Here is a 23,947-nt window from a genome sequence, read left to right as displayed (position 1 = left end):
CGCAGTGACACGGGGTGCCGCAATGCGCGGCTGAGATCACACCCGTCGAACCTGATCTAGCTCGTACTAGCGAAGGGATGTCCGCCTTGAGCGACCGTCTGCGTCCATCGTCCATCTGCTCAGTCGCAGAGGAGGCCGCACCACTCCTCGAACGGGTGCGCACCACCTCACCCCTGACCCACTGCATCACCAACTCGGTGGTCACCGGCTTCACCGCGAACGTTCTGCTTGCGATCGGCGCCGCGCCCGCGATGGTCGACATCGTCGATGAATCGGGCATGTTCGCCCGCGTGGCCTCCGGTCTGCTCGTGAACCTCGGCACGCCCGCCCCTGAGCAGCGGGCCGCAACTCACGAGGCGGTGGCAGGCGCCGTGGCCGCCGATACACCGTGGGTGCTCGACCCGGTCGCCATCGGAGCGCTCCCGGTGCGGACCGCTCTGGCCCACGAGCTCGTCGCGCAACGGCCGTCGGCTATCCGGGGCAACGCGTCGGAGATTCTCGCTCTCGCTCGGATGAGCGCCGGAGGCAGGGGAGTGGATGCCACCGACAGCCCGGATGCCGCAGCGGAAGCGGCGGCATCCCTCGCGGTCCGATTCGGCAGTGTCGTCGCCGTCTCCGGTGAGGTCGATCTGCTCACCGACGGCGAGCGTGTCATCCGAATCGCGAACGGCGACGTCCTCCTCACCCGCGTCACCGGCGGCGGCTGCGCCCTCGGCGCGGTGATGGCGGCCTTCCTCGGAGCGGCGCGCGGCACCGGCGTCTCCGCTCTGACCGCCGTGGCCTCGGCGTCGCTGTTCTATGCTGTCGCGGCCGAGCGTGCGGCGCAGCAGGCCGCGGGCCCGGGATCGTTCGCGGTCGCGCTGCTCGACGCGCTCTCGAGCACGACCGCGGACCACGTCGCCGAATCGGCGCGCGTCGAGTCCCTCCTCGCATGACCGCGGATCTGTCCGTCTACCTCGTCACCGATGCCGCACTGTGCGGTGACCGCGGAGTCGCCGCGGTGGTCCGTGAAGCGGTCGCCGGCGGGGTGAGCTTCGTCCAGTTGCGAGACAAGACGGCCTCGGATGCCGAGATCGTCGAACAGCTCATCGAACTCTCCGAGATCACGGCCGGTCGCGCTGCCCTGGTCGTCAACGACCGTCTGGATGCCGCCATCGAGGCACGCCGCCGCGGCGCTCGAGTCGACGGCGTCCACCTCGGACAGGGCGACGCTTCGGTACTTCGTGCCAGAGAACTGCTGGGACCGGACGCGCTGATCGGGCTCACGGCCAACACGCACGCACACCTCGAGGCTGTGCGTGCGCTGCCGCCGGGAACGGTCGATCACCTCGGCGTCGGCGTCATCCGGCCGACGAGTACAAAGTCGGATCATCCGCCGGCGCTGGGCATCGAGGGGTTCCGAGCCATCGCCGCAGCGAGTCCCGTGCCGTGCGTCGCCATCGGCGGGGTCGGCATCGACGATGCCGCCCCGTTGCGGGACGCCGGGGCGGCGGGCGTGGCCGTCGTCTCCGCACTGTGCGCAGCCGAGGACCCGCGTGAGGCGGCTCGTGCTCTCCGCCGTCGGTGGTTCGGCACCCGGGGGGTGCCGCGGGTGCTCAGCATCGCCGGCAGCGATCCGTCCGGAGGTGCCGGGATTCAGGCCGACCTCAAGGCGATCGCTGCGAACGGCGGTTACGGGATGGCGGTCGTGACCGCCCTCACTGCGCAGAACACGCGGGGCGTCCGCGCCGTGCACGTGCCGCCGGTGCAGTTCCTCGCCGAGCAGCTGGACGCGATCTCCGACGACATCGCCGTTGACGCCGTGAAGATCGGCATGCTCGCGAACGCCGATGTCATCAGGACCGTGAAGGACTGGCTCGAGCGGGAGCGGCCCGAGACCGTCGTGATCGACCCGGTCATGATCTCAACGAGCGGTGATCGACTGCTTGATTCCGCGGCGGAGAGCGCGCTGTTCGAGCTGCTGCACAGCGCCGACATCGTCACCCCCAACCTCGCCGAGCTCGCTGTGCTCGGCGGGACAGATCCCATCACCGAGTGGGAACACGCGAAGGAGGTCGCGGCTGCTCTCGCGACTCGCCTCGACGCAACTGTCCTCGTCAAGGGCGGGCATCTCGGTGGTGCCGAATCGCCTGACGCCCTGGTCACCGCACACAGCACCGAGGAGTTCACGGGCGGGCGCATCGCCACGGACGCCACGCACGGCACCGGCTGCTCGCTCTCCTCGGCGCTGACGACACGCCGCGCGACAGGCGAAGACTGGCGTGACGCACTGCGCGCCGCTCGCGCGTGGCTGCGGGAATCGCTGCGCGCGGCCGACGACCTCGGCGTCGGGCACGGAAACGGGCCGGTGCACCACTTCGCGGGTCTCTGGAGCCGCGGGGGCCTCACGACTCACCCGACGCCGGAGGAGCTGAGAGCCCAGTGGTGGACGCGCATCGGCGAGGTGCGTTCGGACATCGACGCGCTGCCGTTCATCCGAGCGCTCTCCGACGGCACTCTCGAACGCACCGTGTTCCTCGACTATCTCGCGCAGGACGCCCTTTACCTGGGCGAGTACGCCCGAGTTCTCGCGGAGGCCGCGAGGCTGGCGCCCACGCGAGAGGAGCAGGTGTTCTGGGCCAGAGGTGCCAACGGCGCCATCGCCGGTGAGATGGAGCTGCACTCGTCGTGGTTGGTCACCCGGTCAGGTGCCGGGTACGTCGAACCGAACGCGGTCACGACTGCCTACCTCGATCACCTGCGCGCTGCCGGGTACCGCGGCGACTACGACGAGCTGATCGCCGCCGTGCTGCCCTGCTACTGGCTGTACGCCGACCTCGGTGCTCGTCTGCGTCGGGGCGATCTCGGCGCGTATGCGCGTGATCCGGAGCATCCTTACGCCTCCTGGCTGCGGACGTACGGCGACGACGTCTTCGCGCAGACCGCTGAGGAGGCGATCGGTCACGTCATCGCCCGGGCGTGCGCGGTCACGGAACAGACACGTGCGCGGATGTTCCATGCTTTCGAGGTCGCGGCCGGTCATGAACGGGCCTTCTTCGCCGCTCCGCTCTGAGCAGAACCGCTTTCGCAGACCGGACGCAGGTGCTGGCATGGAGGCATGACCGACGTACTGATCCTCGGAGGAACCGGCTGGCTGTCCGGCCGCATCGCACGGCGCTGGCTGGATGAGGGCGCGCGAGTGACGTGCCTCGCGAGGGGCGAGCGCCCCGCGCCCGATGGAGCAGTGCTCGTCCGCGGCGACCGCGACGACACGGGCGCATACGAGCTGCTCGACCGTGACTGGGACGAGGTGGTCGACGTCTCATCCCGTGCATCGCACGTGCGCGACGCCGTCGACGCCCTCGGAGACCGCTCCGCGCACTGGACGTACATCTCGTCGATGTCCGTCTATGCCGACGCAGATGTCCACGGCGCCGACGAGAGCGCCCGCCTGGAAGAACCGGCTCAGGACGGCGACGACTACGAGTACGCCGCGCAGAAAGTCGCGGCCGAAGGGTTCGTTCACGCACTCGGCGATCTCGCGCACATCGTCCGGCCCGGCCTCATCGTCGGCCCCGGCGACCCGAGCGACCGCTTCGGCTACTGGGCCGCGGCGTTCGACCGGGCGGGCTTCGAACCCGTCCTCGTGCCCAGCGGGGAGGGCCGATTCGCGCAGGTCATCGACGTGGACGATCTCGCCGCGTTCGCCGCGAACACGGCGCTCACGGGCATCCGCAATGCGATCGGCGACCCGTATCCGCTCGACGACGTACTCGCCTCGTTCCGCACAGCCGCCGCGCACACCGGCGAGACCGTCGTCGCGGGTGACGAGTGGCTCCAAGCACATGACGTCCAGCCGTGGATGGGAGAGCGTTCGCTGCCGCTCTGGCTGCCCTTGGAGTGGTCCGGCTTCATGACGCGCTCCAACGCCGCCTATCGTGAGGCCGGCGGCACCCGGACGCCCATCGAGACCCTCATCGATCGCGTGCTCGCCGATGAGCGCGCGCGTGGCGTCGATCGCCCGCGCCGCGCAGGCCTCACGAGGAGCGACGAGCGCGAACTCCTCGCCGAGCTCGCATCCTGACGACGGCATGTGACGGCATCCGGCGACGATTTGCGGATGCCGCGACCGGAGCGCTATCGTCGCGACATGCCTTCGGCTGCACCCGCCTCTTCGACGCTCGGTCCGAGCGTCACCGTGGTGCGCCGACGCCGCAGCCGTCTGGGCGGCCGCCGACTCTAGGCGACCTCTGCGCTCCTGTCCGATCGGGCAGTCGAGCGTCGGTGTCGCCGCCCCCGCCCCCCATTCACCTCAGGGACGCGAGTCCCACACCGTTAAGGTAGAAGCATGACGTATACCGTCGCCGTCTCCGGCGCATCCGGCTATGCGGGCGGCGAGATCCTGCGCCTGCTCGCCAGTCATCCTGACATCGAGATCCGCACCGTCACTGCGCATTCGAACGCCGGGCAGCCGCTGATCCAGCATCAGCCGCACCTGCGCTCACTCGCGCATCTCACGCTGCAGGACACCACCCCCGAGATCCTCGCGGGGCACGACATCGTCTTCCTCGCCCTCCCGCACGGCCAGTCCGGCCAGTACACGGATGCGCTCGGCGACGTCCCGCTCGTCATCGATGCCGGTGCCGATCACCGCCTCACCTCCCAGGACTCGTGGGACGCCTTCTACGGCGGACACTTCCACGAGCCGTGGGCGTACGGCGTGCCGGAGCTGATCACGAAGGGCATCAAGCAGCGCGAGAATCTGCGAGGCGCGAAGCGCATCGCCGCCCCCGGCTGCAACGCATCCACCGTCAGCCTCAGCCTCGTTCCCGGTGTGGCCGCTGGCGTCATCGACCCCTCCGACATCGTGAGCGTGCTCGCCGTCGGCCCGTCCGGCGCCGGCAAGAGCCTCAAGCCCCACCTGCTCGGCAGTGAGCTGCTCGGCACGGCCAGCCCCTACGCGGTCGGCGGCACCCACCGCCACATCCCCGAGATCCAGCAGGCGCTGCTCGGCGCCGGGGCCACGGATCCCCGCATCTCCTTCACCCCGGTGCTCGTGCCGATGGCACGCGGCATCCTCGCCACCTCGACGGCGCCGATCACGCCCGGCACGACCGACGCGCAGATCCGCGAGGCGTGGGAGAGCGCGTACGGCGACGAGACCTTCGTCCAGCTGCTGCCCGAGGGGCACTTCCCCCGCACGGCCGACGTGCTCGGCGCCAACACCGCGCTGATCGGATTGGCCGTCGACCGCGCTGCGAACCGCGTAACCGTCGTCACCGCCGTCGACAACCTCGTCAAGGGCACCGCCGGCGCTGCCATCCAATCCATGAACCTCGCGCTGGGCCTCCCGGAGGACCGCGCCCTCACCGTGAACGGAGTGGCACCATGAGCGTCACAGCTCCCCAGGGCTTCGAGGCGGCCGGCGTCGCCGCAGGCCTGAAGTCCACCGGCAAGCCCGATGTCGCCGTCGTCGTCAACCGCGGACCGCGCAAGATCGGCGCCGCGGTGTTCACGAGCAACCGCGCCAAGGCCAACCCGATCATCTGGTCGCAGCAGGTGATCGCGGACCGCACGGTCGAGGCGATCGTCCTGAACTCCGGCGGAGCCAACTGCTTCACCGGCAGCTTCGGCTTCCAGACCACGCACCAGACCGCCGAGAAGGCGGCCGAACTGCTCGACGTCAGCGCCGGCGACATCCTGGTCTGCTCCACCGGCCTCATCGGCACCGGCGACGAGGAGTTCCGCAACAAGGTCCTCACCGGCACCGAGCGGGCGATCGGCGCGCTCTCCGCGGACGGCGGAGACGACGCCTCGCATGCGATCATGACCACCGACTCGGTCGCCAAGACCGCCGTCGTGTCGCGCGACGGCTGGACGATCGGCGGCATGGCCAAGGGTGCCGGGATGCTCGCACCGGGCCTGGCTACGATGCTCGTCGTCATCACCACCGACGCCGACCTCGAGGCGATCGAGGCCGACACGGCCCTGCGCGCCGCGACGGCGAAGACCTTCGACCGCCTCGACTCGGACGGCTGCATGTCGACCAACGACCAGGTGACGCTGCTCGCCAACGGGGCGAGCGGCATCCGCCCCGAACTCGACGACTTCACCGCCGCGCTCACCGAGCTCAGCGATCAGCTCGCGGCGAAGCTGCAGGGCGATGCCGAGGGCGCGAGCCACGACATCACGATCCGTGTCACCGGCGCCGTGACAGAGCAGGAGGCGGTCGAGGTCGGCCGCTCGGTCGCGCGCAACAACCTCTTCAAGGCCGCGATCTTCGGCAACGACCCCAACTGGGGCCGGGTGCTCGCCGCGATCGGCACCACCAGCGCACAGTTCGACCCCTACGACGTCGACGTCTGGATGAACGGCGTGCGCGTCTGCAGCAAGGGCGGCCCCGACCGCCCCCGCGAGGACGTCGATCTCACCCCGCGAGCCACCGACCTGCAGATCGACCTGCAGATGGGCGACTCCGAGGCGACGATCCGCACCAACGACCTGACGCACGACTACGTCCACGAGAACAGCGCGTACTCCTCATGACAGACATCCAGGACACACCGCCTGACGTCGCAGCCGAGAAGGCCACGACCCTCATCGAGTCGCTGCCGTGGCTGAAGAAGTTCCGCGACCAGATCGTCGTCGTCAAGTACGGCGGCAACGCCATGGTCTCCGACGAGCTGCAGGAGGCGTTCGCGCAGGACATCGCCTACCTCCGCTACGTCGGCGTGCAGCCGGTCGTCGTGCACGGCGGCGGTCCGCAGATCTCGAACATGCTCGACCGCCTCGCGATCCCCAGCGAGTTCAAGGGCGGCTACCGGGTCACCAACACCGAGGCGATCAGCGTCGTGCGCATGGTGCTCACCGGGCAGGTGAACCCGCAACTGGTCGCGAAGATCAATTCGCACGGCCCCATCGCCACCGGCCTGAGCGGCGAGGATGCCGGCCTGTTCGGCGGCCGCCGCCGCGGCGTCGTCATCGACGGAGAGCACGTCGACCTCGGCCGCGTGGGAGATGTCGTGCAGGTCGACCCGACCGCCGTTCTCGACCACCTCGCCGCAGGACGCATCCCGGTGATCTCCAGCATCGCGCCCGACCTCGACAACCCGGGGCAGTCGCTGAACGTGAACGCGGATGCCGCGGCATCCGCCCTCGCCGTGGCGCTGAACGCGCGCAAGCTCGTGATCCTCACCGACGTGCCCGGCCTCTACGCCGACTGGCCCGACCGCGACTCGCTCGTCTCGCATCTCACCTCACAGCAGCTGACAGGCATGCTGCCGACGCTCGAGTCGGGCATGATCCCGAAGATGCGCGCCTGCCTGGACGCCGTCGAGGCCGGAGTGGATGCCGCAGCAATCATCGACGGACGGGTTCCGCACTCAGTGCTCGTCGAGCTCTTCACGAGCAAGGGAATCGGAACCCAAGTGGTACTCGGAAAGCCGGAGGTGACGGCGTGACCGTCTGGAAGGAAGACGCGGCACGGGATCTCGTGCTCAACGTGGGGGAGCGGCTCGCGCTGCTCACCCGAGGCGAGGGCTCGCACGTGTGGGACGGCGACGAGAAGCGCTACCTCGACTTCCTCGCCGGCATCGCCGTGAACTCGCTGGGGCATGCGCATCCCACGTTCATCGACGCCGTCTCGAAGCAGGCGGCGACGCTCGTGCACGTCTCGAACTACTTCGCCACCCCGCCGCAGCTCGAACTCGCCGCACGTCTGAAGCGCCTCGCCGGAGCGGGGATCGACGGCCGGGTGTACTTCTCGAACTCCGGCGCCGAGGCGAACGAAGCTGCGTTCAAGCTCGCCCGCCTGCACGGCGCCGGCCTGAGCGGTGGCATCGAGCGTCCGCGCATCCTCGCGCTCGAGAACGGCTTCCACGGGCGCACCATGGGCTCGCTCGCTCTCACCGCGAAGAAGGCGATGCGTGCGCCGTTCGAGCCGATGCCGGGCGGCGTCGAGCACATTCCTGCGACGATCGAGGCACTGGAGGCGGCGATCGACGGCCGCGTCGCCGCCCTCATCATCGAGCCCATCCAGGGCGAGGCCGGCGTAGTCGAACTGCCCGAAGGCTACCTCGCCGTTGCGCGCTCGCTCACGCTGAAGCACGGTGCGCTGCTCATCGTCGACGAGATCCAGACCGGAGCCGGACGCACAGGTCAGTGGTTCGGCTTCAACCACGAGGGCATCACCCCGGATGCCATCACCCTGGCCAAGGGCATCGGCGGCGGCTTCCCGATCGGAGCGCTCGTGACCTTCAGCGGTGCGAGCTCTCTGTTCACCCCCGGCTCGCACGGGTCGACGTTCGGCGGTAACCCCCTGGCGACGGCGGTCGCGAACGCCGTGCTCACCGAGATTGAGAATGCGGGTCTCGTCGAGAACGCCGCGACCCGTGGCGCCCAGCTGCGGCAGATGATCGCGAGCATGGATTCCCCGCTGATCGACGAGGTGCGCGGGCGCGGCCTGCTCATCGGAGTCGGGCTCACCGCCCCGGTGGCGGGCGACGTGGTGGCAGCTGCCCAGGAGCGCGGCCTCATCGTCAACGCCGCCAACCCGTTCACGGTGCGCATCGCACCAGCACTGACCATCGGCGAAGCCGAGATCGAAGAATTCCAGACACTGTTCACCGCAGCCCTCGCCGACGTGCAGGCGAGCCTCGCGGCATCCGAAACCGGAAAGGTATCCCTGTGACCCGCCACCTGCTGCGCGACGACGACCTCACTCCTGCCGAGCAGGCTGAGATCCTCGATCTCGCCGTCGAGCTGAAGAAGGACCGCTGGGCCGACAAGTCGCTCGCCGGCCCGCAGACCGTCGCCGTCATCTTCGACAAGTCGTCGACCCGCACCCGGGTCTCCTTCGCGGTGGGCATCGCCGACCTCGGCGGCACGCCGCTGATCATCTCGACCGCGAACAGCCAGCTCGGCGGCAAGGAGACGCCGTCCGACACGGCGCGCGTGCTCGAGCGGCAGGTGGCCGCGATCGTGTGGCGCACCTACGCGCAGTCCGGGTTGGAGGAGATGGCCAAGGGCACGCGGGTGCCGGTCGTCAACGCCCTGTCCGATGATTTCCACCCGTGCCAGCTGCTCGCCGACCTGCTCACCATCCGCGAGCACAAAGCCGCCAAGAACGGGGGCGACCTCAAGGGTCTCACCCTCGCCTTCTTCGGCGATGCGCAGAGCAACATGGCGCACTCCTATGCGCTCGCAGGCGTCACCGCAGGCATGCACGTGCGCATGGCATCGCCCGAGTCGTACGCGCCGCGCGCCGACGTCATCGAGGCCGCCGATCGCCGCGCCGGCGAGACCGGTGGATCGATCACCCTCTACACCGACCCCGTCGAGGCGGCCGCGGGCGCCGACGTCATCGTGACCGACACCTGGGTGTCGATGGGCAAGGAGGAGGAGAAGATCGCGCGCATCCGCGACCTCGGCGGGTACAAGGTCACCACCGAGACCATGAGCCTCGCCGACCCGGACGCGATCTTCATCCACTGCCTCCCCGCCGATCGCGGCTACGAGGTCGACCCCGAGGTGATCGACGGTCCTCAGAGCGTCGTCTGGGACGAGGCGGAGAACCGCCTCCACGCCCAGAAGGCGCTTCTGGTCTGGCTGCTGCGTCAGAACTGACTGCCGATGCGTGCGCGCCTGCGATCCAACTGGGATCGGCTCAACGGTCCTGACCGGATCGCAGGCGTCGACCTCGCGCGCGGCCTCGCGATCATCGGGATGTTCGCGGCGCACCTGCTGGTCACGGCGGACCGGTTCGCCTGGGATGATCCCACGACGTGGACCGCGCTCGTGGACGGACGCTCTTCGATCCTGTTCGCGACGCTGGCGGGTGTGTCGATCGGCCTCGTCACGGGCGCGCGCTCTCCGCTGCAGGGGGAGCGCATGGCGATCGTGCGGTGGCGGCTGGCGCTGCGCGCAGCGATGCTCCTGGTGCTCGGCATCCTGCTCATCATCACCGGCGTCCCGGTGTACGTGATCCTGCCCGCCTACGCGATCCTGTTCCTCCTCGCGCTGCCGTTCACGGGGATGCCCGCCCGTACGGTGCTGTGGGCCGCGGCCGCGCTCGCACTGATCATGCCGCTCCTGCAGCCGCTGTTGAACGCACTGCCCGTCTGGCAGTCGCCGTACAGCGGCGAGATCGACGCGTTCATCGGCTGGCACTACCCCTTCACCGTGTGGATCGCCTTCGTGCTCGCCGGGCTGGGCATAGCCAGGGCGGGTATCACGCGTGAGACGGTCCAGGTGCGGATGCTGGTAGCCGGTAGCGCCCTCGCGGTGATCGGATACGGGCTCGCCGAGCTTCCCGCGGCGCCCGCCGACGGCTACTGGCGGTCGGTCTGGTCGGCCGAACCGCACTCGTCAGGACTGCTGGAGGTCATCGGCTCGGGCGGTTTCGTCATCGCGGTGCTCGCCGCGTGCCTGCTGTTGTGCCGTCTGGGAGTGCTGAAGGCGATCGTGCTGCCGCTGCGGGCGACCGGCGCGATGCCGCTCACGGCGTACACCGCGCAACTCGTGATCTGGGCGATCGTCGCCGGTGTCACGCTGGGCGACACGACGGACCTCAGCGGCTTCCGCGCCCTCGACCCGTTCTGGCCGCTCACGATCGGCGTGCTCGTCGGCTGCACCGCGTGGGCCCTGCTGATCGGCCGCGGACCGCTCGAATGGGTCATGGACCGCACGGCCAAGCGCGTCGTGAGCTCGGAGCCGCGCCGCTAGTCTGGAGTGATGAGCGAGGCGAAGCACGACGGCACGAACGAGGGCGCGCTCTGGGGCGCACGATTCGCATCGGGGCCGTCCCCCGAGCTCGCCGAGCTCAGCCGCTCGACCCACTTCGACTGGATCCTCGCACCCTACGACATCGCCGGTTCCCATGCGCACGCCAAGGCGCTCGCTGCGGCCGGCTACCTCGAGGCCGACGAAGAGCAGCGGATGCACGAAGGACTGGATGCCGTCGCCCGCAAGGTCGCCGACGGCACGATCCTGCCTGCTGAGAGCGACGAAGACGTGCACGGTGCACTCGAGCAGGCGCTGATCGCCGAAGTCGGCCCCGAGCTGGGCGGACGCCTGCGCGCCGGCCGGTCGCGCAACGACCAGATAGCGACCCTGGTGCGCATGTACCTCATCGATCACGCAAAGGTCATCGCACGCGACATCCTGCGCGTCATCGACGCGCTCGTCGCCCAGGCCGAGGCGCACCCTGGCGCCATCCTGCCCGGCCGCACCCACCTTCAGCACGCGCAGCCGGTGCTGCTGGCCCATCACCTGCAGGCGCACGCCTGGCCGCTGGTGCGTGAGCTCGAGCGCCTGGTCGACTGGCGGATGCGCGCGGGCGTCTCGCCGTACGGCGGGGGTGCGCTCGCCGGTTCCACCCTCGGACTCGATCCCGAGCTCGTCGCACGCGAGCTGGGCCTCGATCGTCCCGCCGAGAACTCGCTAGACGGCACCGCTGCCCGCGACGTCGTCGCGGAGTTCGCGTTCATCACCGCGATGATCGGCGTCGACCTCTCCCGCATCTCCGAGGAGATCATCCTCTGGAACACCCGCGAGTTCGGCTTCGTCACACTGCATGACAGCTACTCGACGGGGTCGAGCATCATGCCGCAGAAGAAGAACCCCGACATCGCGGAGCTCGCTCGCGGCAAGTCCGGTCGCCTGATCGGCAACCTCACCGGGCTCATGGCGACGCTGAAGGGCCTGCCGCTCGCCTACAACCGTGACCTGCAGGAGGACAAGGAGCCGGTCTTCGACTCGGTGAACACCCTCGAGGTCGTGCTGCCCGCCTTCGCCGGCATGATCGCGACGCTGCGCTTCGACACCGCCCGCATGGCGGAGCTCGCACCGCAGGGCTTCTCGCTGGCGACCGACGTCGCCGAGTGGCTCGTCAAGCGCCGAGTGCCGTTCCGCGATGCGCACGAGATCTCGGGTGCGCTGGTGCGCGCGTGCGAGGAGCGGGACATCGGACTCGAGGATGCCGATGACGCACTGCTCGCACACGTCTCGGAGCACCTGACGCCCGAGGTCCGCGACGTGCTCAGCATCGAGGGCTCGGTCGCCTCGCGCACCGGCGCCGGCGGCACCGCACCGGTGCGCGTCGAGGAGCAGCGCGTCGAACTCATCGCACGTTCGCAGAAGGCCGCTCACACTCTCGGCCTGTAGACGTCCGGACTGATATTCCGCGAGTATCAGCAGAAACCTTATATTGCGCGAATATCAGTGATACGCTCATACGATGACGATCGCGGTGACGGCAGACATCATCGGCTCCCGGCAGCTCGCCGATCGGGCCGAAGCGCAGCGCGCGTTCGATGAGACGATCGCCCGCGTCGAGAGCGATCTTCCCGTCGCGACGCAGGGACTGCGTCCCACGGTCGGCGACGAGCAGCAGGCGGTCTATCCGACGCTTGAGGCCGCTCTCGGCGCGATCCTGCTGCTGCGGCTCGCGCTGCCGGACGGGGTCGAGTTCCGCTACGGCGTCGGTATCGGGGATGTCGGGAGGGTGCCTTCGGCGACCTCCGCACAGGGCATCTCGGACGGCCCTGGATGGTGGGCGGCGCGCAGCGCCATCGAGCACCTCGAGGTGCTGCAGAGGCGTGCCGCACCGCAGGCCCGCAGTTGGATCGTCGCCCATGACAGCGTCGCGGAGCAGTACGCGGATGCCGTGCGGTGGGCGAACGCCCACCTGCTCACCAGAGACGAGATCGTCGGCGCCATGTCCGAACGCGTCCGCCGGCTGACGTACGGACGCTGCCTCTCCCTGACGCAGCGCGAACTCGCCGCCGCAGAGGGGATCACGCAGTCCGCGGTCTCGCAGGGCCTGTCGGCATCCGGCGCCGCCGCTGTCGTCGAGGGCTTCCGCCTGCTCGGCTTGAACTGAGCCTCACCCCAGGCTCAGGCGGATGATCGCGCCGATCACCCCCGCCCAGAGCAGGCTTGCGACGGTGCCGATGATGAAGCGCTCTCGAGCCTCGGGCTCGGCGAGCTCCGGGAATCGGCCGATGCCCTTGACGGCGATGACGGCCGCGATCGCCTCGGGGAACCCGACCGCGATGGCCGCGACCGCGGCGACGCGCTCCAGATAGCCGATCACGGTGCCGCCGCGCATCAGCGTGCGCGCGTGCTCGGGATCGGCGTCATGGGCCGCGATGATCAGGATGCCGCCGTCCTCCGTCTCACGCACCCGATTGCCGGTGGCGATGTCGAGCGCCCGGCGGGTGAACGGGTTACCGCCGATCGTCGCCGCGGCGATCCCCAGCGCGGTCAGGGGGACGCCCGCGACGATCGGCACATCCGTCGGCGGCATGACCACGACGGTGATCAGCGCCACAGCGATCAGGACGCTGCAGACGACCATCGGGGGCGTGGTCGGCTTGCGCACGCTCACGAGCGAGATGACGAGCACCGCGCACATCACCGCAGCGATGCCCGCGGCGACGATCACGGACAGGAGCGGGTCGGCCGACGACATGCCGACAGCCTTGCACGAGCATCCGACATCGTCGTGGCACCGCGCTGCGTCGGCCCGACCTCAGCCGGCGCCCTGCTCGCCGCGGTACCAGGCGAGCTTCTCCGCCAGACGCGCCTGCTGTGCCAGCACCTCCTGCAGCTGCCGCTCGACGTGCTCGGCGTGCTGCTCGAGCAGCGCGATCCGCTCGGGGACCGTGTCGTCCCGTCGGCAGAGTTCGCCGTATCGGCGCAGCCGCTCCACGGGCATGCCGGTCTCGCGCAGGCATCTGAGGAAGTCGAGCAGCCCGAGCTCGGCGTCGGTGTAGATGCGGTGACCGCCGGCGCTCCGCTGCACCTCCCCGAGGATCCCCTCCCGCTCGTAATACCGCAGCGTGTCGATGCTGAAGCCGGACAGCTCGGACGCCTCGGCAGGCGTGTACGTCGTCATGGCATCGAGCATAGGACTTGACCTGGAGCGCACTCCAGGTCCGAGACTGGCGTCATGATTGAACAGAACACACCTCGTTCACCCCTCGTGCTCGGCGCGATGACGTTCGGAACCCGTCTCGATGAGGAGAGATCGTTCGCTGTGCTCGATCGCTTCATCGAACGCGGCGGCCTGTGGATCGACACCGCCGACTGCTACAGCTTCTGGGACAGCGCCACCGGTCACGGCGGCGCATCGGAGACGATGATCGGACGCTGGCTAGCTTCCCACCCTGACATGCGGGAACGCGTGCGCATCTCGACGAAGGTCGGTGCGGAGCCGCTCTGGCCGGGTTCCTGGCCGGAATACCGGACCGGGCTGTCGCACCGTGCGATCCGCGAAGCGGTCGCCGGCAGCCTGGATCGCCTCGGCATCGACACGATCGATCTGCTCTGGCTGCATCAGGAGGACAGGTCGGTTCCCATCGAGGAGACGACGGATGCTCTCGCCGAGCTGACCGCCGCCGGCACGGTGCGACGCGTCGGCGCATCCAACCACCCGGCCTGGCGCATCGAGCGCTCACGGGCACATGCGGTGAACAGCGGCAGCATACCCATCGATGCACTCCAGCTCAACACGACCTACCTGCGTGCGCGCCCGGGCGCGCAATTGCCGGGCGTCATCCATCGCTTCGGCGTACTCGACGACGAACAGCGCGACTACGCCGCCGAACACGGCCTCGAAGTGTGGGCGTACACACCGCTGCTCTCGGGCGCTTACGACAACCCCGACAAGGCGATCCCCGAGGTGTACGACCATCCAGGCAACGAGCGGCGTCTTGCGATCCTCGACGAGGTCGCGCGGGGTCGCGATCTGCAGCGCGGGCAGATCGTGCTCGCGTGGCTGCTGGCGCACGGCATCCGTCCGATTCTCGGCGGCAGCACCATCGCGCAGCTGGATCTCGCGATGGATGCCGCGCTGCTGACCCTGACCGCCGACGAGATCCGCGCTCTGGACGAACCGGTGTGAGGGCACCGCGCTGATAGCCTGGACCGCGTGCCCAACCCCGCTCTGACGACTGCTCCGCAGGCGATCGATCCCACGTTCGAGAACGTGTGGGATGAGATCGTCTGGCGCGGCCTCGTCCACGTGTCCACCGACCAGGAGGCGCTGCGCGCCCTTCTCGCCGGAGACCCGATCACGTATTACTGCGGGTTCGATCCGACGGCTCCGAGCCTGCACCTCGGCAACCTCGTCCAGCTTCTGCTGCTGCGCCGTCTGCAGCTCGCCGGTCACAAGCCGCTCGGGCTGGTCGGCGGTTCGACCGGACTCATCGGCGACCCGCGGCCCACTGCCGAGCGCACACTGAACGCCCGCGAGACCGTGGAGGAGTGGGTCGGCCGGCTGCGCGCACAGGTCGAGCGCTTCCTCAGCTTCGAGGGCGAGAACGCCGCGCGCATGGTGAACAACCTCGACTGGACTGCGCCGATGTCGGCCATCGACTTCCTGCGCGAGATCGGCAAGCACTACCGCGTCGGCACCATGCTGAAGAAGGATGCGGTCGCCGCGCGCCTGAACTCGGATGCCGGCATAAGTTACACCGAGTTCAGCTACCAGATCCTGCAGGGGATGGACTTCCTCGAGCTGTACCGCCAGTACGACTGCGTGCTGCAGACCGGCGGATCGGACCAGTGGGGCAACCTCACCAGCGGCACCGACCTCATCCACCGCGTCGAAGGCGCGTCCGCGCACGCGATCGGCACGCCGCTGATCACGAACAGCGACGGCACGAAGTTCGGCAAGAGCGAGGGCAATGCCATCTGGCTGGATGCCGACATGTGCAGCCCGTACCGGATGTACCAGTTCTGGCTGAGCACCGCCGACGCCGACGTGATCTCCCGCCTGAAGATCTTCACATTCCTCACCCGCGCCGAGATCGAGGAGTACGAGAAGCTCGTAGAGGCCGAGCCGTTCCGCCGCGCCGCGCAGAAGCGTCTGGCCCTCGAGGTGGTCGCGACGGTGCACGGCGTGGAGGCCACGGCCGCCGTCATCGCGGCGTCCGAGGCTCTCTTCGGCCAGGGCGACCTGAACGGTCTCGACGCGGCGACGCTGCGCACGGCGCTGGAGGAGCTGCCGAACGCTACCGTCCCCGCCGGAACCTCGGTCGTCGACGCGCTGGTCGCTACGGGGCTCGTGGCGAGCCTCTCCGAGGCGCGCCGTGCCATCACGCAGGGTGGCGTCGCGCTCGACGGCATCCGCGTGGAGGACGACGCGACCGTCGTGGAGGGGACCTTGGCGGGGGGAGTGTCGGTGCTGCGCCGAGGCAAGAAGACGCTCGCCGGCGTGTTCATCGGCTGATGCCGTTCACTCCGAGCCACGCGATCGTCGCGCTGCCGTTCCTGCGTACCCCGCTGGTTCCGGCGGCGATCGCGATCGGTGCGATGACCCCCGACCTGCCACTGTTCGTGCGCGGATTCGGCGTGAGCTACTCGTTCACGCACACCTACGCGAACATCGTCTGGACGATGGTGCTCGCACTCGGCCTCTTCCTGCTGTGGCGCGTAGTGCTGCGACCGATCGCACCGGAGCTCTCTCCGCAGTGGCTCGCACGTCGGCTGCCAGCCGACTGGGACATGCCGGCGGCAGACGCCTTGAACGACGCCCTCGGCATCGGGCAGCGGTGGACGCGCGCGCTCTGGCTCGCGGCATCCCTGCTGATCGGCGTCGTGTCGCACATCCTGTGGGACGGGTTCACGCACGAGGGACGTCTCGGGCTGGATCTCGTGCCGGCGCTCGAAGAGCAGTGGGGCCCGCTCGAGGGATTCAAGTGGCTGCAGCACGGCTCGAGCGTCATCGGCCTCGTGATCATCGGCGTCTGGGCGCTGCTGCGGCTTCGTCGCGCCGAGCCGCGAACCGCCGTGGCGCGCGAGACCTGGCCATGGGTGCGGGTGACCTGGTGGCTCTCGCTGCCCGTCATCCTCGTCGCCGCCTGGGTGATCGGCTACCTGGCCCTCGGCCCGTTCACGGAAGACTTCTCGTTCCAGCACCTGGCGTATCGAGTGCTGCCGCTGGCGTGCGGCATCTGGGCGATGCTCACGCTCGCGCTGTGCGTGGTGCTCACCATTCTGGGGCGTCGGACCCCCAAGGTCGAGGCGCCGCGAAGCTGAATCCGGGCAGCGCCGACCGCACGGTCGTCAACGTCTGCCCGCCGACCGCGAACTCCTGGATGTGACTCGCCGCGTCGATCTCGCGGGGCGACGCCGGGGCCGTGCTGCGCGGCATCCCCAGCAGTTCCGCGGCGACACGGCGCATGGACGCGCTCACTCGCCAACTGCCGCCTTCGGCGCGGCGTCTGCGGATCGCAGAGCAGACGCCGGCGGCGAGCAGGTAGCCCGCGCTGTGATCCAGCGCCTGTGCGGGGAGCGCTCCCGGGGTCGCACCGTCGGGCGATTCGACGAATGCGACGCCCGATTCCGCCTGCACGAGACTGTCGAACCCGGCCCGATCAGCATGCTCCGCACCCCAAGCGCTCAGCTGGGCGACGACCATCCCGGGATGCCGCGTGGCGAGGATGTCGGGGGAGAGGCCGAGACGCTCGAGGGCCGCGGGGCGATAGCCGAGCACGACCACATCGGTCTGCGCGAGCGGCGCTTGCATCTCGGAAGAGCGCGCATCGAGGAGCGCGCTGCGCTTGCCGTGCCCGGTGTCGAGATGCTGCCAGTGCGGCTCGGGCAGGTGCGGCGGATCGATGCGCAGCACGTCAGCACCGAGTAGTGCGAGAGTGCGGGTGCACACCGGGCCGGCGATCACGCGGGTGAGATCGAGAACACGGACGCCGCGCAGCGGCGCATCCGCTCGTGTCAGTCCTGACCGCGCGGGTGCCGCATCACCGGCACGGCGGAGATCGACGAGCGGCCGGTCACGGAGGGCGGCATCGCGCTCGGGGCGCTCGGCCGAGACCATGACGGCGAGACCCCCGGCGGCCGAGATGCGCTCCACGGACTCGTGGGCGGATGCCGTGGCGAGCACCGCGCGCACCTCGTCAGCGCTCGCGTCCTCTCGGAGATCGAGCGCACGCAGGAGCGCTACTGCATGGTGCGGATAGTTGCCGTGGGTACGGATCCACCCGTCTTCGACGGGCCAGAATCCGGAGTACGGCGACCAGACATCGGGCGCCTCACCGTCGATGCGCAACAGCCGGTCGCTGCGATAGGCGAGCGCGATCCGGTCCGCGTCGAGAGCGACCTCGTCGACCCCGGCGGCGAGCAGGACGGACGCCATGCTCGCCCACGCGAGTTCCGCAGTGGCGAGGCGCGAGGGGAGGGGCGCGGCGTGGCCGGGTTCAGCGACGTCGGCGACCGCATCGTGCTCGATGCCCAGGTCCTCCGCGATCCGGGTCAGCAGCGCGCGTCCGGCGGTCATGGGACTCATGGCGCGATCGTACGCCGCTGATGCGGAATCCGGGCCTGACCTGGCAGGTCCTGGGGACGCGGGCGCGCGACACGCCCGGGGATCGACCCGGATTTGCCCGCTCCCGCGGATCCCGCGTAAGTTATTACCTGTTCGCCCCACAGGGTTGAGCAAGGGCCAAGGCCCAGCTCCCCTCAAGTGGCGGACCACCTCCCAGACACAGAAGATCACTTCGGTGAGATGCTGCGTCTGGGATGCTCTGTGGCCCCGCAGATCGCACCGAGTTCGCTCGGATCGTCGATTTGACAAACGGAAGCCACGGGGTAAGATTGAGAAGTTGCCCTTCGGGCCTGGTTGTGATGACTGGGTCGGGGGAGCGTCCGATCCTTGAGAACTCAACAGCGTGCACTTGTCAAATGCCAAATAACCTCGACTCCACTTCGGTGGGGTGAGATTCCTTTGGATCAAAGACCAATCCTTTTCGGAGGGTTGGCAACGGATAGTCAGCAATGAATATCTCTTTGGTCAGTTTCAAACTCGCTGTGATCACCTTATTCCGGTGGTTGTATGCATCTTTTTTTACGGAGAGTTTGATCCTGGCTCAGGATGAACGCTGGCGGCGTGCTTAACACATGCAAGTCGAACGATGATGCCCAGCTTGCTGGGTGGATTAGTGGCGAACGGGTGAGTAACACGTGAGCAACCTGCCCCTGACTCTGGGATAAGCGCTGGAAACGGCGTCTAATACTGGATACGAACAAGAATCGCATGGTTACTTGTTGGAAAGATTTTTTGGTTGGGGATGGGCTCGCGGCCTATCAGCTTGTTGGTGAGGTAATGGCTCACCAAGGCGTCGACGGGTAGCCGGCCTGAGAGGGTGACCGGCCACACTGGGACTGAGACACGGCCCAGACTCCTACGGGAGGCAGCAGTGGGGAATATTGCACAATGGGCGGAAGCCTGATGCAGCAACGCCGCGTGAGGGATGACGGCCTTCGGGTTGTAAACCTCTTTTAGCAGGGAAGAAGCGAGAGTGACGGTACCTGCAGAAAAAGCGCCGGCTAACTACGTGCCAGCAGCCGCGGTAATACGTAGGGCGCAAGCGTTATCCGGAATTATTGGGCGTAAAGAGCTCGTAGGCGGTTTGTCGCGTCTGCTGTGAAATCCCGAGGCTCAACCTCGGGCCTGCAGTGGGTACGGGCAGACTAGAGTGCGGTAGGGGAGATTGGAATTCCTGGTGTAGCGGTGGAATGCGCAGATATCAGGAGGAACACCGATGGCGAAGGCAGATCTCTGGGCCGTAACTGACGCTGAGGAGCGAAAGGGTGGGGAGCAAACAGGCTTAGATACCCTGGTAGTCCACCCCGTAAACGTTGGGAACTAGTTGTGGGGTCCATTCCACGGATTCCGTGACGCAGCTAACGCATTAAGTTCCCCGCCTGGGGAGTACGGCCGCAAGGCTAAAACTCAAAGGAATTGACGGGGACCCGCACAAGCGGCGGAGCATGCGGATTAATTCGATGCAACGCGAAGAACCTTACCAAGGCTTGACATACACCAGAACACCCTGGAAACAGGGGACTCTTTGGACACTGGTGAACAGGTGGTGCATGGTTGTCGTCAGCTCGTGTCGTGAGATGTTGGGTTAAGTCCCGCAACGAGCGCAACCCTCGTTCTATGTTGCCAGCACGTAATGGTGGGAACTCATGGGATACTGCCGGGGTCAACTCGGAGGAAGGTGGGGATGACGTCAAATCATCATGCCCCTTATGTCTTGGGCTTCACGCATGCTACAATGGCCGGTACAATGGGCAGCGATACCGTGAGGTGGAGCGAATCCCAAAAAGCCGGTCCCAGTTCGGATTGAGGTCTGCAACTCGACCTCATGAAGTCGGAGTCGCTAGTAATCGCAGATCAGCAACGCTGCGGTGAATACGTTCCCGGGTCTTGTACACACCGCCCGTCAAGTCATGAAAGTCGGTAACACCTGAAGCCGGTGGCCTAACCCCTTGTGGGAGGGAGCTGTCGAAGGTGGGATCGGTAATTAGGACTAAGTCGTAACAAGGTAGCCGTACCGGAAGGTGCGGCTGGATCACCTCCTTTCTAAGGAGCATCTGACGCCCCTCGGGGTGTCCAGAACCCAGTTCGAAGGCACATGTTCTTCGCTGGGAGCTCATGGGTGGAACATTAGACAAGGCATCACGGATGCATGGTTTTCGTTAGTACGCTGCTTCGGCGGTTGGAACGGGGAGGTCATGGGGATGTGGTGCATGCACGCTGTTGGGTCCTGAGGGACCGGAACCGATCGTTTGGTCGGGACTGTACCTCTGGGCCCCTTTCTGGTTCACGGTTGTGAATCGGTGGGGGTACCGCCCGTACTTTGAGAACTACACAGTGGACGCGAGCATCTTCAACATGACCCTTTGGGGTTGTGTTGTATTGATGATCTTAAAGATCATTAGTCAATTTCAATTTTGACGATTCGAACTCATGTTGTTTCAAGTCTTTAAGAGCAAACGGTGGATGCCTTGGCATCTGGAGCCGAAGAAGGACGTAGCAATCTGCGATAAGCCTCGGGGAACTGATAAGCAAGTTTTGATCCGAGGGTGTCCGAATGGGGAAACCCCGCTGGGCGGCGTGCCGACCTAGTGACTCCCGCCTGAATATATAGGGCGGGTAGAGGGAACGTGGGGAAGTGAAACATCTCAGTACCCACAGGAAGAGAAAGCAACCGCGATTCCGTTAGTAGTGGCGAGCGAAACCGGATCAGGCTAAACCGAGTGTGTGTGATATCCGGCAGGAGTTGCATGTTCGGGGTTGTGGGACTTTTCAGTCATCTCTGCCGAGGTGGCGACGTGACAGAAGCGTATAGGCGAACGGTCTTGAAAGGCCGGTCATAGAGGGTGCCAACCCCGTAGCCGAAATGCGTGTTCTGGCGTGAAGAGTATCCCAAGTAGCACGGGGCCCGAGAAATCCCGTGTGAATCTGTCAGGACCACCTGATAAGCCTAAATACTCCCAGATGACCGATAGCGGACAAGTACCGTGAGGGAAAGGTGAAAAGTACCCCGGGAGGGGAGTGAAATAGTACCTGAAACCGTTTGCTTACAAACCGTTGGAGCCTCCTTAGTAGGGGTGACAGCGTGCCTTTTGAAGAATGAGCCTGCGAGTTAGTGATATGTGGCGAGGTTAACCCGTGTGGGGTAGCCGTAGCGAAAGCGAGTCTGAATAGGGCGATTCAGTCGCATGTCCTAGACCCGAAGCGAAGTGATCTATCCATGGCCAGGTTGAAGCGCGTGTAAGAGCGCGTGGAGGACCGAACCCACTTAGGTTGAAAACTGAGGGGATGAGCTGTGGATAGGGGTGAAAGGCCAATCAAACTTCGTGATAGCTGGTTCTCTCCGAAATGCATTTAGGTGCAGCGTTGCGTGTTTCTTGCCGGAGGTAGAGCTACTGGATGGCCGATGGGCCCTACAAGGTTACTGACGTCAGCCAAACTCCGAATGCCGGTAAGTGAGAGCGCAGCAGTGAGACTGTGGGGGATAAGCTTCATAGTCGAGAGGGAAACAACCCAGACCACCATCTAAGGTCCCTAAGCGCGTGCTAAGTGGAAAAGGATGTGGAGTTGCTGTGACAACCAGGAGGTTGGCTTAGAAGCAGCCACCCTTGAAAGAGTGCGTAATAGCTCACTGGTCAAGTGATTCCGCGCCGACAATGTAACGGGGCTCAAGCACGCCACCGAAGTTGTGGCATTGACATTATTGGTAGGCCTTCGTGGTCCAGCCGTGTTGATGGGTAGGAGAGCGTCGTGTGGCCAGCGAAGCGGCGGTGTGAACCAGCCGTGGAGGCTACACGAGTGAGAATGCAGGCATGAGTAGCGAAAGACGTGTGAGAAACATGTCCTCCGAAAGACCAAGGGTTCCAGGGTCAAGCTAATCTTCCCTGGGTAAGTCGGGACCTAAGGCGAGGCCGACAGGCGTAGTCGATGGACAACGGGTTGATATTCCCGTACCGGCGAAGAACCGCCCAAACCAATCCAGTGGTGCTAAGTATCTGAATCCCACGTGACCGGATCCTTCGGGTGATGGCGTGTGGGCCTAGCGTACGACCCCATGCTGGTGCGGTTAGCGTATTAACAGGTGTGACGCAGGAAGGTAGTCCAAGCCAGGCGATGGTTGTCCTGGTGCAAGTGCGTAGGCCGAGTCGTAGGCAAATCCGCGACTCATACAGGCTGAGACACGATGCGGATAAAAAGTGGATGATCCTATGCTGCCAAGAAAAGCATCGACGCGAGGTTCTAGCCGCCCGTACCCCAAACCGACTCAGGTGGTCAGGTAGAGAATACCAAGGAGATCGAGAGAATCGTGGTTAAGGAACTCGGCAAAATGCCCCCGTAACTTCGGGAGAAGGGGGGCCACCCGCTTATTAGGATTTACTCCGAAAGGGTGTGGTGGCCGCAGAGACTAGTGGGTAGCGACTGTTTATTAAAAACACAGGTCCGTGCCAAGTCGCAAGACGATGTATACGGACTGACGCCTGCCCGGTGCTGGAAGGTTAAGAGGACCGGTTAGCCGCAAGGCGAAGCTGAGAATTTAAGCCCCAGTAAACGGCGGTGGTAACTATAACCATCCTAAGGTAGCGAAATTCCTTGTCGGGTAAGTTCCGACCTGCACGAATGGCGTAACGACTTCCCAACTGTCTCAACCGCGAACTCGGCGAAATTGCATTACGAGTAAAGATGCTCGTTACGCGCAGCAGGACGGAAAGACCCCGTGACCTTTACTACAGCTTGGTATTGGTGTTCGGTGTGGCTTGTGTAGGATAGGTGGGAGACTGTGAAGCCATGACGCCAGTTATGGTGGAGTCATTGTTGAAATACCACTCTGGTCACTCTGGATATCTAACTTCGAACCGTGATCCGGTTCAGGGACAGTGCCTGGTGGGTAGTTTAACTGGGGCGGTTGCCTCCCAAAAAGTAACGGAGGCGCCCAAAGGTTCCCTCAACCTGGTTGGCAATCAGGTGGCGAGTGTAAGTGCACAAGGGAGCTTGACTGTGAGACTGACAGGTCGAGCAGGGACGAAAGTCGGGACTAGTGATCCGGCAGTGGCTTGTGGAAGCGCTGTCGCTCAACGGATAAAAGGTACCTCGGGGATAACAGGCTGATCTTGCCCAAGAGTCCATATCGACGGCATGGTTTGGCACCTCGATGTCGGCTCGTCGCATCCTGGGGCTGGAGTAGGTCCCAAGGGTTGGGCTGTTCGCCCATTAAAGCGGTACGCGAGCTGGGTTTAGAACGTCGTGAGACAGTTCGGTCCCTATCCGCTGCGCGCGTAGGAAGTTTGAGAGGATCTGACCCTAGTACGAGAGGACCGGGTTGGACGAACCTCTGGTGTGTCAGTTGTTCCGCCAGGAGCACCGCTGATTAGCTACGTTCGGGATGGATAACCGCTGAAAGCATCTAAGCGGGAAGCCGGCCTCAAGATGAGACTTCCATGCCCCTTGTGGGTGAGAGGCTCCCAGCCAGACTACTGGGTTGATAGGCCAGATGTGGAAGCACGGCAACGTGTGCAGCTGACTGGTACTAATAAGCCGATGACTTGATAACACCTAACATCAGTTCGAATTTTCTGATGCTCCGCGTCCACTGAGTGGTTCTCGATGTACGGTCGAGAACCCTAACAA

17 protein-coding genes, 2 rRNA genes and 1 riboswitch are annotated in these 23,947 nt (G+C 66.1%); of the genes, 16 read left to right on the top strand and 3 right to left on the bottom strand.

Annotated features, from left to right (window positions below; translation table 11 throughout):
- Nucleotides 1–95, top strand: a riboswitch (TPP riboswitch).
- From thiM to IM776_RS10530, 11 genes are all read left to right on the top strand, one after another.
- Entirely contained in the window at nt 87–935 is an 849-nt protein-coding gene (thiM, locus tag IM776_RS10580; RefSeq protein ID WP_422730913.1) for a hydroxyethylthiazole kinase, read from the top strand. (Overlaps the previous riboswitch by 9 nt.)
- Nucleotides 932–3,052 carry a bifunctional hydroxymethylpyrimidine kinase/phosphomethylpyrimidine kinase gene (locus IM776_RS10575; RefSeq protein ID WP_194420011.1) on the top strand — a complete coding sequence of 707 codons (2,121 nt, stop codon included), beginning with the start codon at nt 932–934 and terminating at the stop codon, nt 3,050–3,052. The genes thiM and IM776_RS10575 overlap by 4 nt, the downstream gene beginning before the upstream one ends.
- 45 nt (nt 3,053–3,097) lie before the next feature.
- Entirely contained in the window at nt 3,098–4,063 is a 966-nt protein-coding gene (locus IM776_RS10570) for a Rossmann-fold NAD(P)-binding domain-containing protein (RefSeq protein WP_194420010.1), read from the top strand.
- Nucleotides 4,064–4,327: 264 nt separating this feature from the next.
- Nucleotides 4,328–5,371 carry an N-acetyl-gamma-glutamyl-phosphate reductase gene (gene argC / locus IM776_RS10565; protein ID WP_194420009.1) on the top strand — a complete coding sequence of 348 codons (1,044 nt, stop codon included), beginning with the start codon at nt 4,328–4,330 and terminating at the stop codon, nt 5,369–5,371.
- A complete protein-coding gene (gene argJ / locus IM776_RS10560) occupies nt 5,368–6,525 on the top strand; it encodes a bifunctional glutamate N-acetyltransferase/amino-acid acetyltransferase ArgJ (RefSeq protein WP_194420008.1) in 1,158 nt (385 codons plus the stop codon). Before argC ends, argJ begins: the two co-directional genes overlap by 4 nt.
- A complete protein-coding gene (argB, locus tag IM776_RS10555; RefSeq protein ID WP_194420007.1) occupies nt 6,522–7,439 on the top strand; it encodes an acetylglutamate kinase in 918 nt (305 codons plus the stop codon). Before argJ ends, argB begins: the two co-directional genes overlap by 4 nt.
- Nucleotides 7,436–8,668, top strand: a complete 1,233-nt coding sequence (locus tag IM776_RS10550; protein ID WP_194420006.1) for an acetylornithine transaminase — start codon at nt 7,436–7,438, stop codon at nt 8,666–8,668. Before argB ends, IM776_RS10550 begins: the two co-directional genes overlap by 4 nt.
- Nucleotides 8,665–9,603 carry an ornithine carbamoyltransferase gene (gene argF / locus IM776_RS10545; RefSeq protein WP_194420005.1) on the top strand — a complete coding sequence of 313 codons (939 nt, stop codon included), beginning with the start codon at nt 8,665–8,667 and terminating at the stop codon, nt 9,601–9,603. The genes IM776_RS10550 and argF overlap by 4 nt, the downstream gene beginning before the upstream one ends.
- A gap of 6 nt (nt 9,604–9,609) precedes the next feature.
- Nucleotides 9,610–10,701: a heparan-alpha-glucosaminide N-acetyltransferase domain-containing protein gene (locus tag IM776_RS10540; protein ID WP_194420004.1), complete on the top strand. Its 1,092-nt coding sequence runs from the start codon at nt 9,610–9,612 to the stop codon at nt 10,699–10,701.
- Nucleotides 10,702–10,710: 9 nt separating this feature from the next.
- A complete protein-coding gene (gene argH, locus IM776_RS10535; RefSeq protein ID WP_194420003.1) occupies nt 10,711–12,141 on the top strand; it encodes an argininosuccinate lyase in 1,431 nt (476 codons plus the stop codon).
- Nucleotides 12,142–12,214: 73 nt separating this feature from the next.
- Nucleotides 12,215–12,859, top strand: coding sequence for a SatD family protein (locus tag IM776_RS10530; RefSeq protein ID WP_194420002.1), 645 nt, complete (start codon nt 12,215–12,217; stop codon nt 12,857–12,859).
- Between the two features lie 3 nt (nt 12,860–12,862).
- Here IM776_RS10530 and IM776_RS10525 read toward each other — a convergent pair whose 3' ends face one another.
- Nucleotides 12,863–13,450 (bottom strand): hypothetical protein, encoded by a 588-nt coding sequence (locus tag IM776_RS10525; RefSeq protein ID WP_194420001.1) that lies wholly within the window; start codon nt 13,448–13,450, stop codon nt 12,863–12,865.
- A 60-nt stretch (nt 13,451–13,510) separates the two neighbouring features.
- A complete protein-coding gene (locus tag IM776_RS10520; protein ID WP_194420000.1) occupies nt 13,511–13,876 on the bottom strand; it encodes a MerR family transcriptional regulator in 366 nt (121 codons plus the stop codon).
- A gap of 54 nt (nt 13,877–13,930) precedes the next feature.
- Here IM776_RS10520 and IM776_RS10515 point away from each other — a divergent pair, with 54 nt between their 5' ends.
- Genes IM776_RS10515 through IM776_RS10505 form a run of 3 tightly spaced genes read left to right on the top strand, consistent with a single transcriptional unit; the run spans nt 13,931 to nt 17,022 of the window.
- On the top strand, nt 13,931–14,884 hold the full coding sequence (locus IM776_RS10515) for an aldo/keto reductase (protein WP_194419999.1): 954 nt from the start codon (nt 13,931–13,933) through the stop codon (nt 14,882–14,884).
- Nucleotides 14,885–14,911: 27 nt separating this feature from the next.
- Nucleotides 14,912–16,213: a tyrosine--tRNA ligase gene (gene tyrS, locus IM776_RS10510; protein ID WP_194419998.1), complete on the top strand. Its 1,302-nt coding sequence runs from the start codon at nt 14,912–14,914 to the stop codon at nt 16,211–16,213.
- Nucleotides 16,213–17,022, top strand: coding sequence for a DUF4184 family protein (locus tag IM776_RS10505; RefSeq protein ID WP_194419997.1), 810 nt, complete (start codon nt 16,213–16,215; stop codon nt 17,020–17,022). The genes tyrS and IM776_RS10505 overlap by 1 nt, the downstream gene beginning before the upstream one ends.
- On the opposite strand, the gene IM776_RS10500 is transcribed toward IM776_RS10505, so the two are convergent.
- Nucleotides 16,973–18,286 (bottom strand): CoA transferase, encoded by a 1,314-nt coding sequence (locus IM776_RS10500; protein ID WP_228479717.1) that lies wholly within the window; start codon nt 18,284–18,286, stop codon nt 16,973–16,975. The genes IM776_RS10505 and IM776_RS10500 overlap by 50 nt on opposite strands.
- 557 nt (nt 18,287–18,843) lie before the next feature.
- Between IM776_RS10500 and IM776_RS10495 the strand changes: the two genes are divergently transcribed.
- Both IM776_RS10495 and IM776_RS10490 read left to right on the top strand, forming a co-directional pair.
- Nucleotides 18,844–20,368 (top strand): 16S ribosomal RNA (locus IM776_RS10495).
- 393 nt (nt 20,369–20,761) lie between these two features.
- Nucleotides 20,762–23,870, top strand: a 23S ribosomal RNA gene (locus tag IM776_RS10490).
- Together the 16S and 23S rRNA genes form the textbook arrangement of a ribosomal RNA operon.
- Nucleotides 23,871–23,947: the final 77 nt, after the last annotated feature.

The sequence above is a fragment of the Microbacterium abyssi genome (assembly GCF_015277895.1).
Lineage (GTDB): Bacteria > Actinomycetota > Actinomycetes > Actinomycetales > Microbacteriaceae > Microbacterium > Microbacterium abyssi.
Note: the sequence above shows the minus strand (reverse complement) of the source record. Positions and strands in the feature narration are given on the sequence as shown.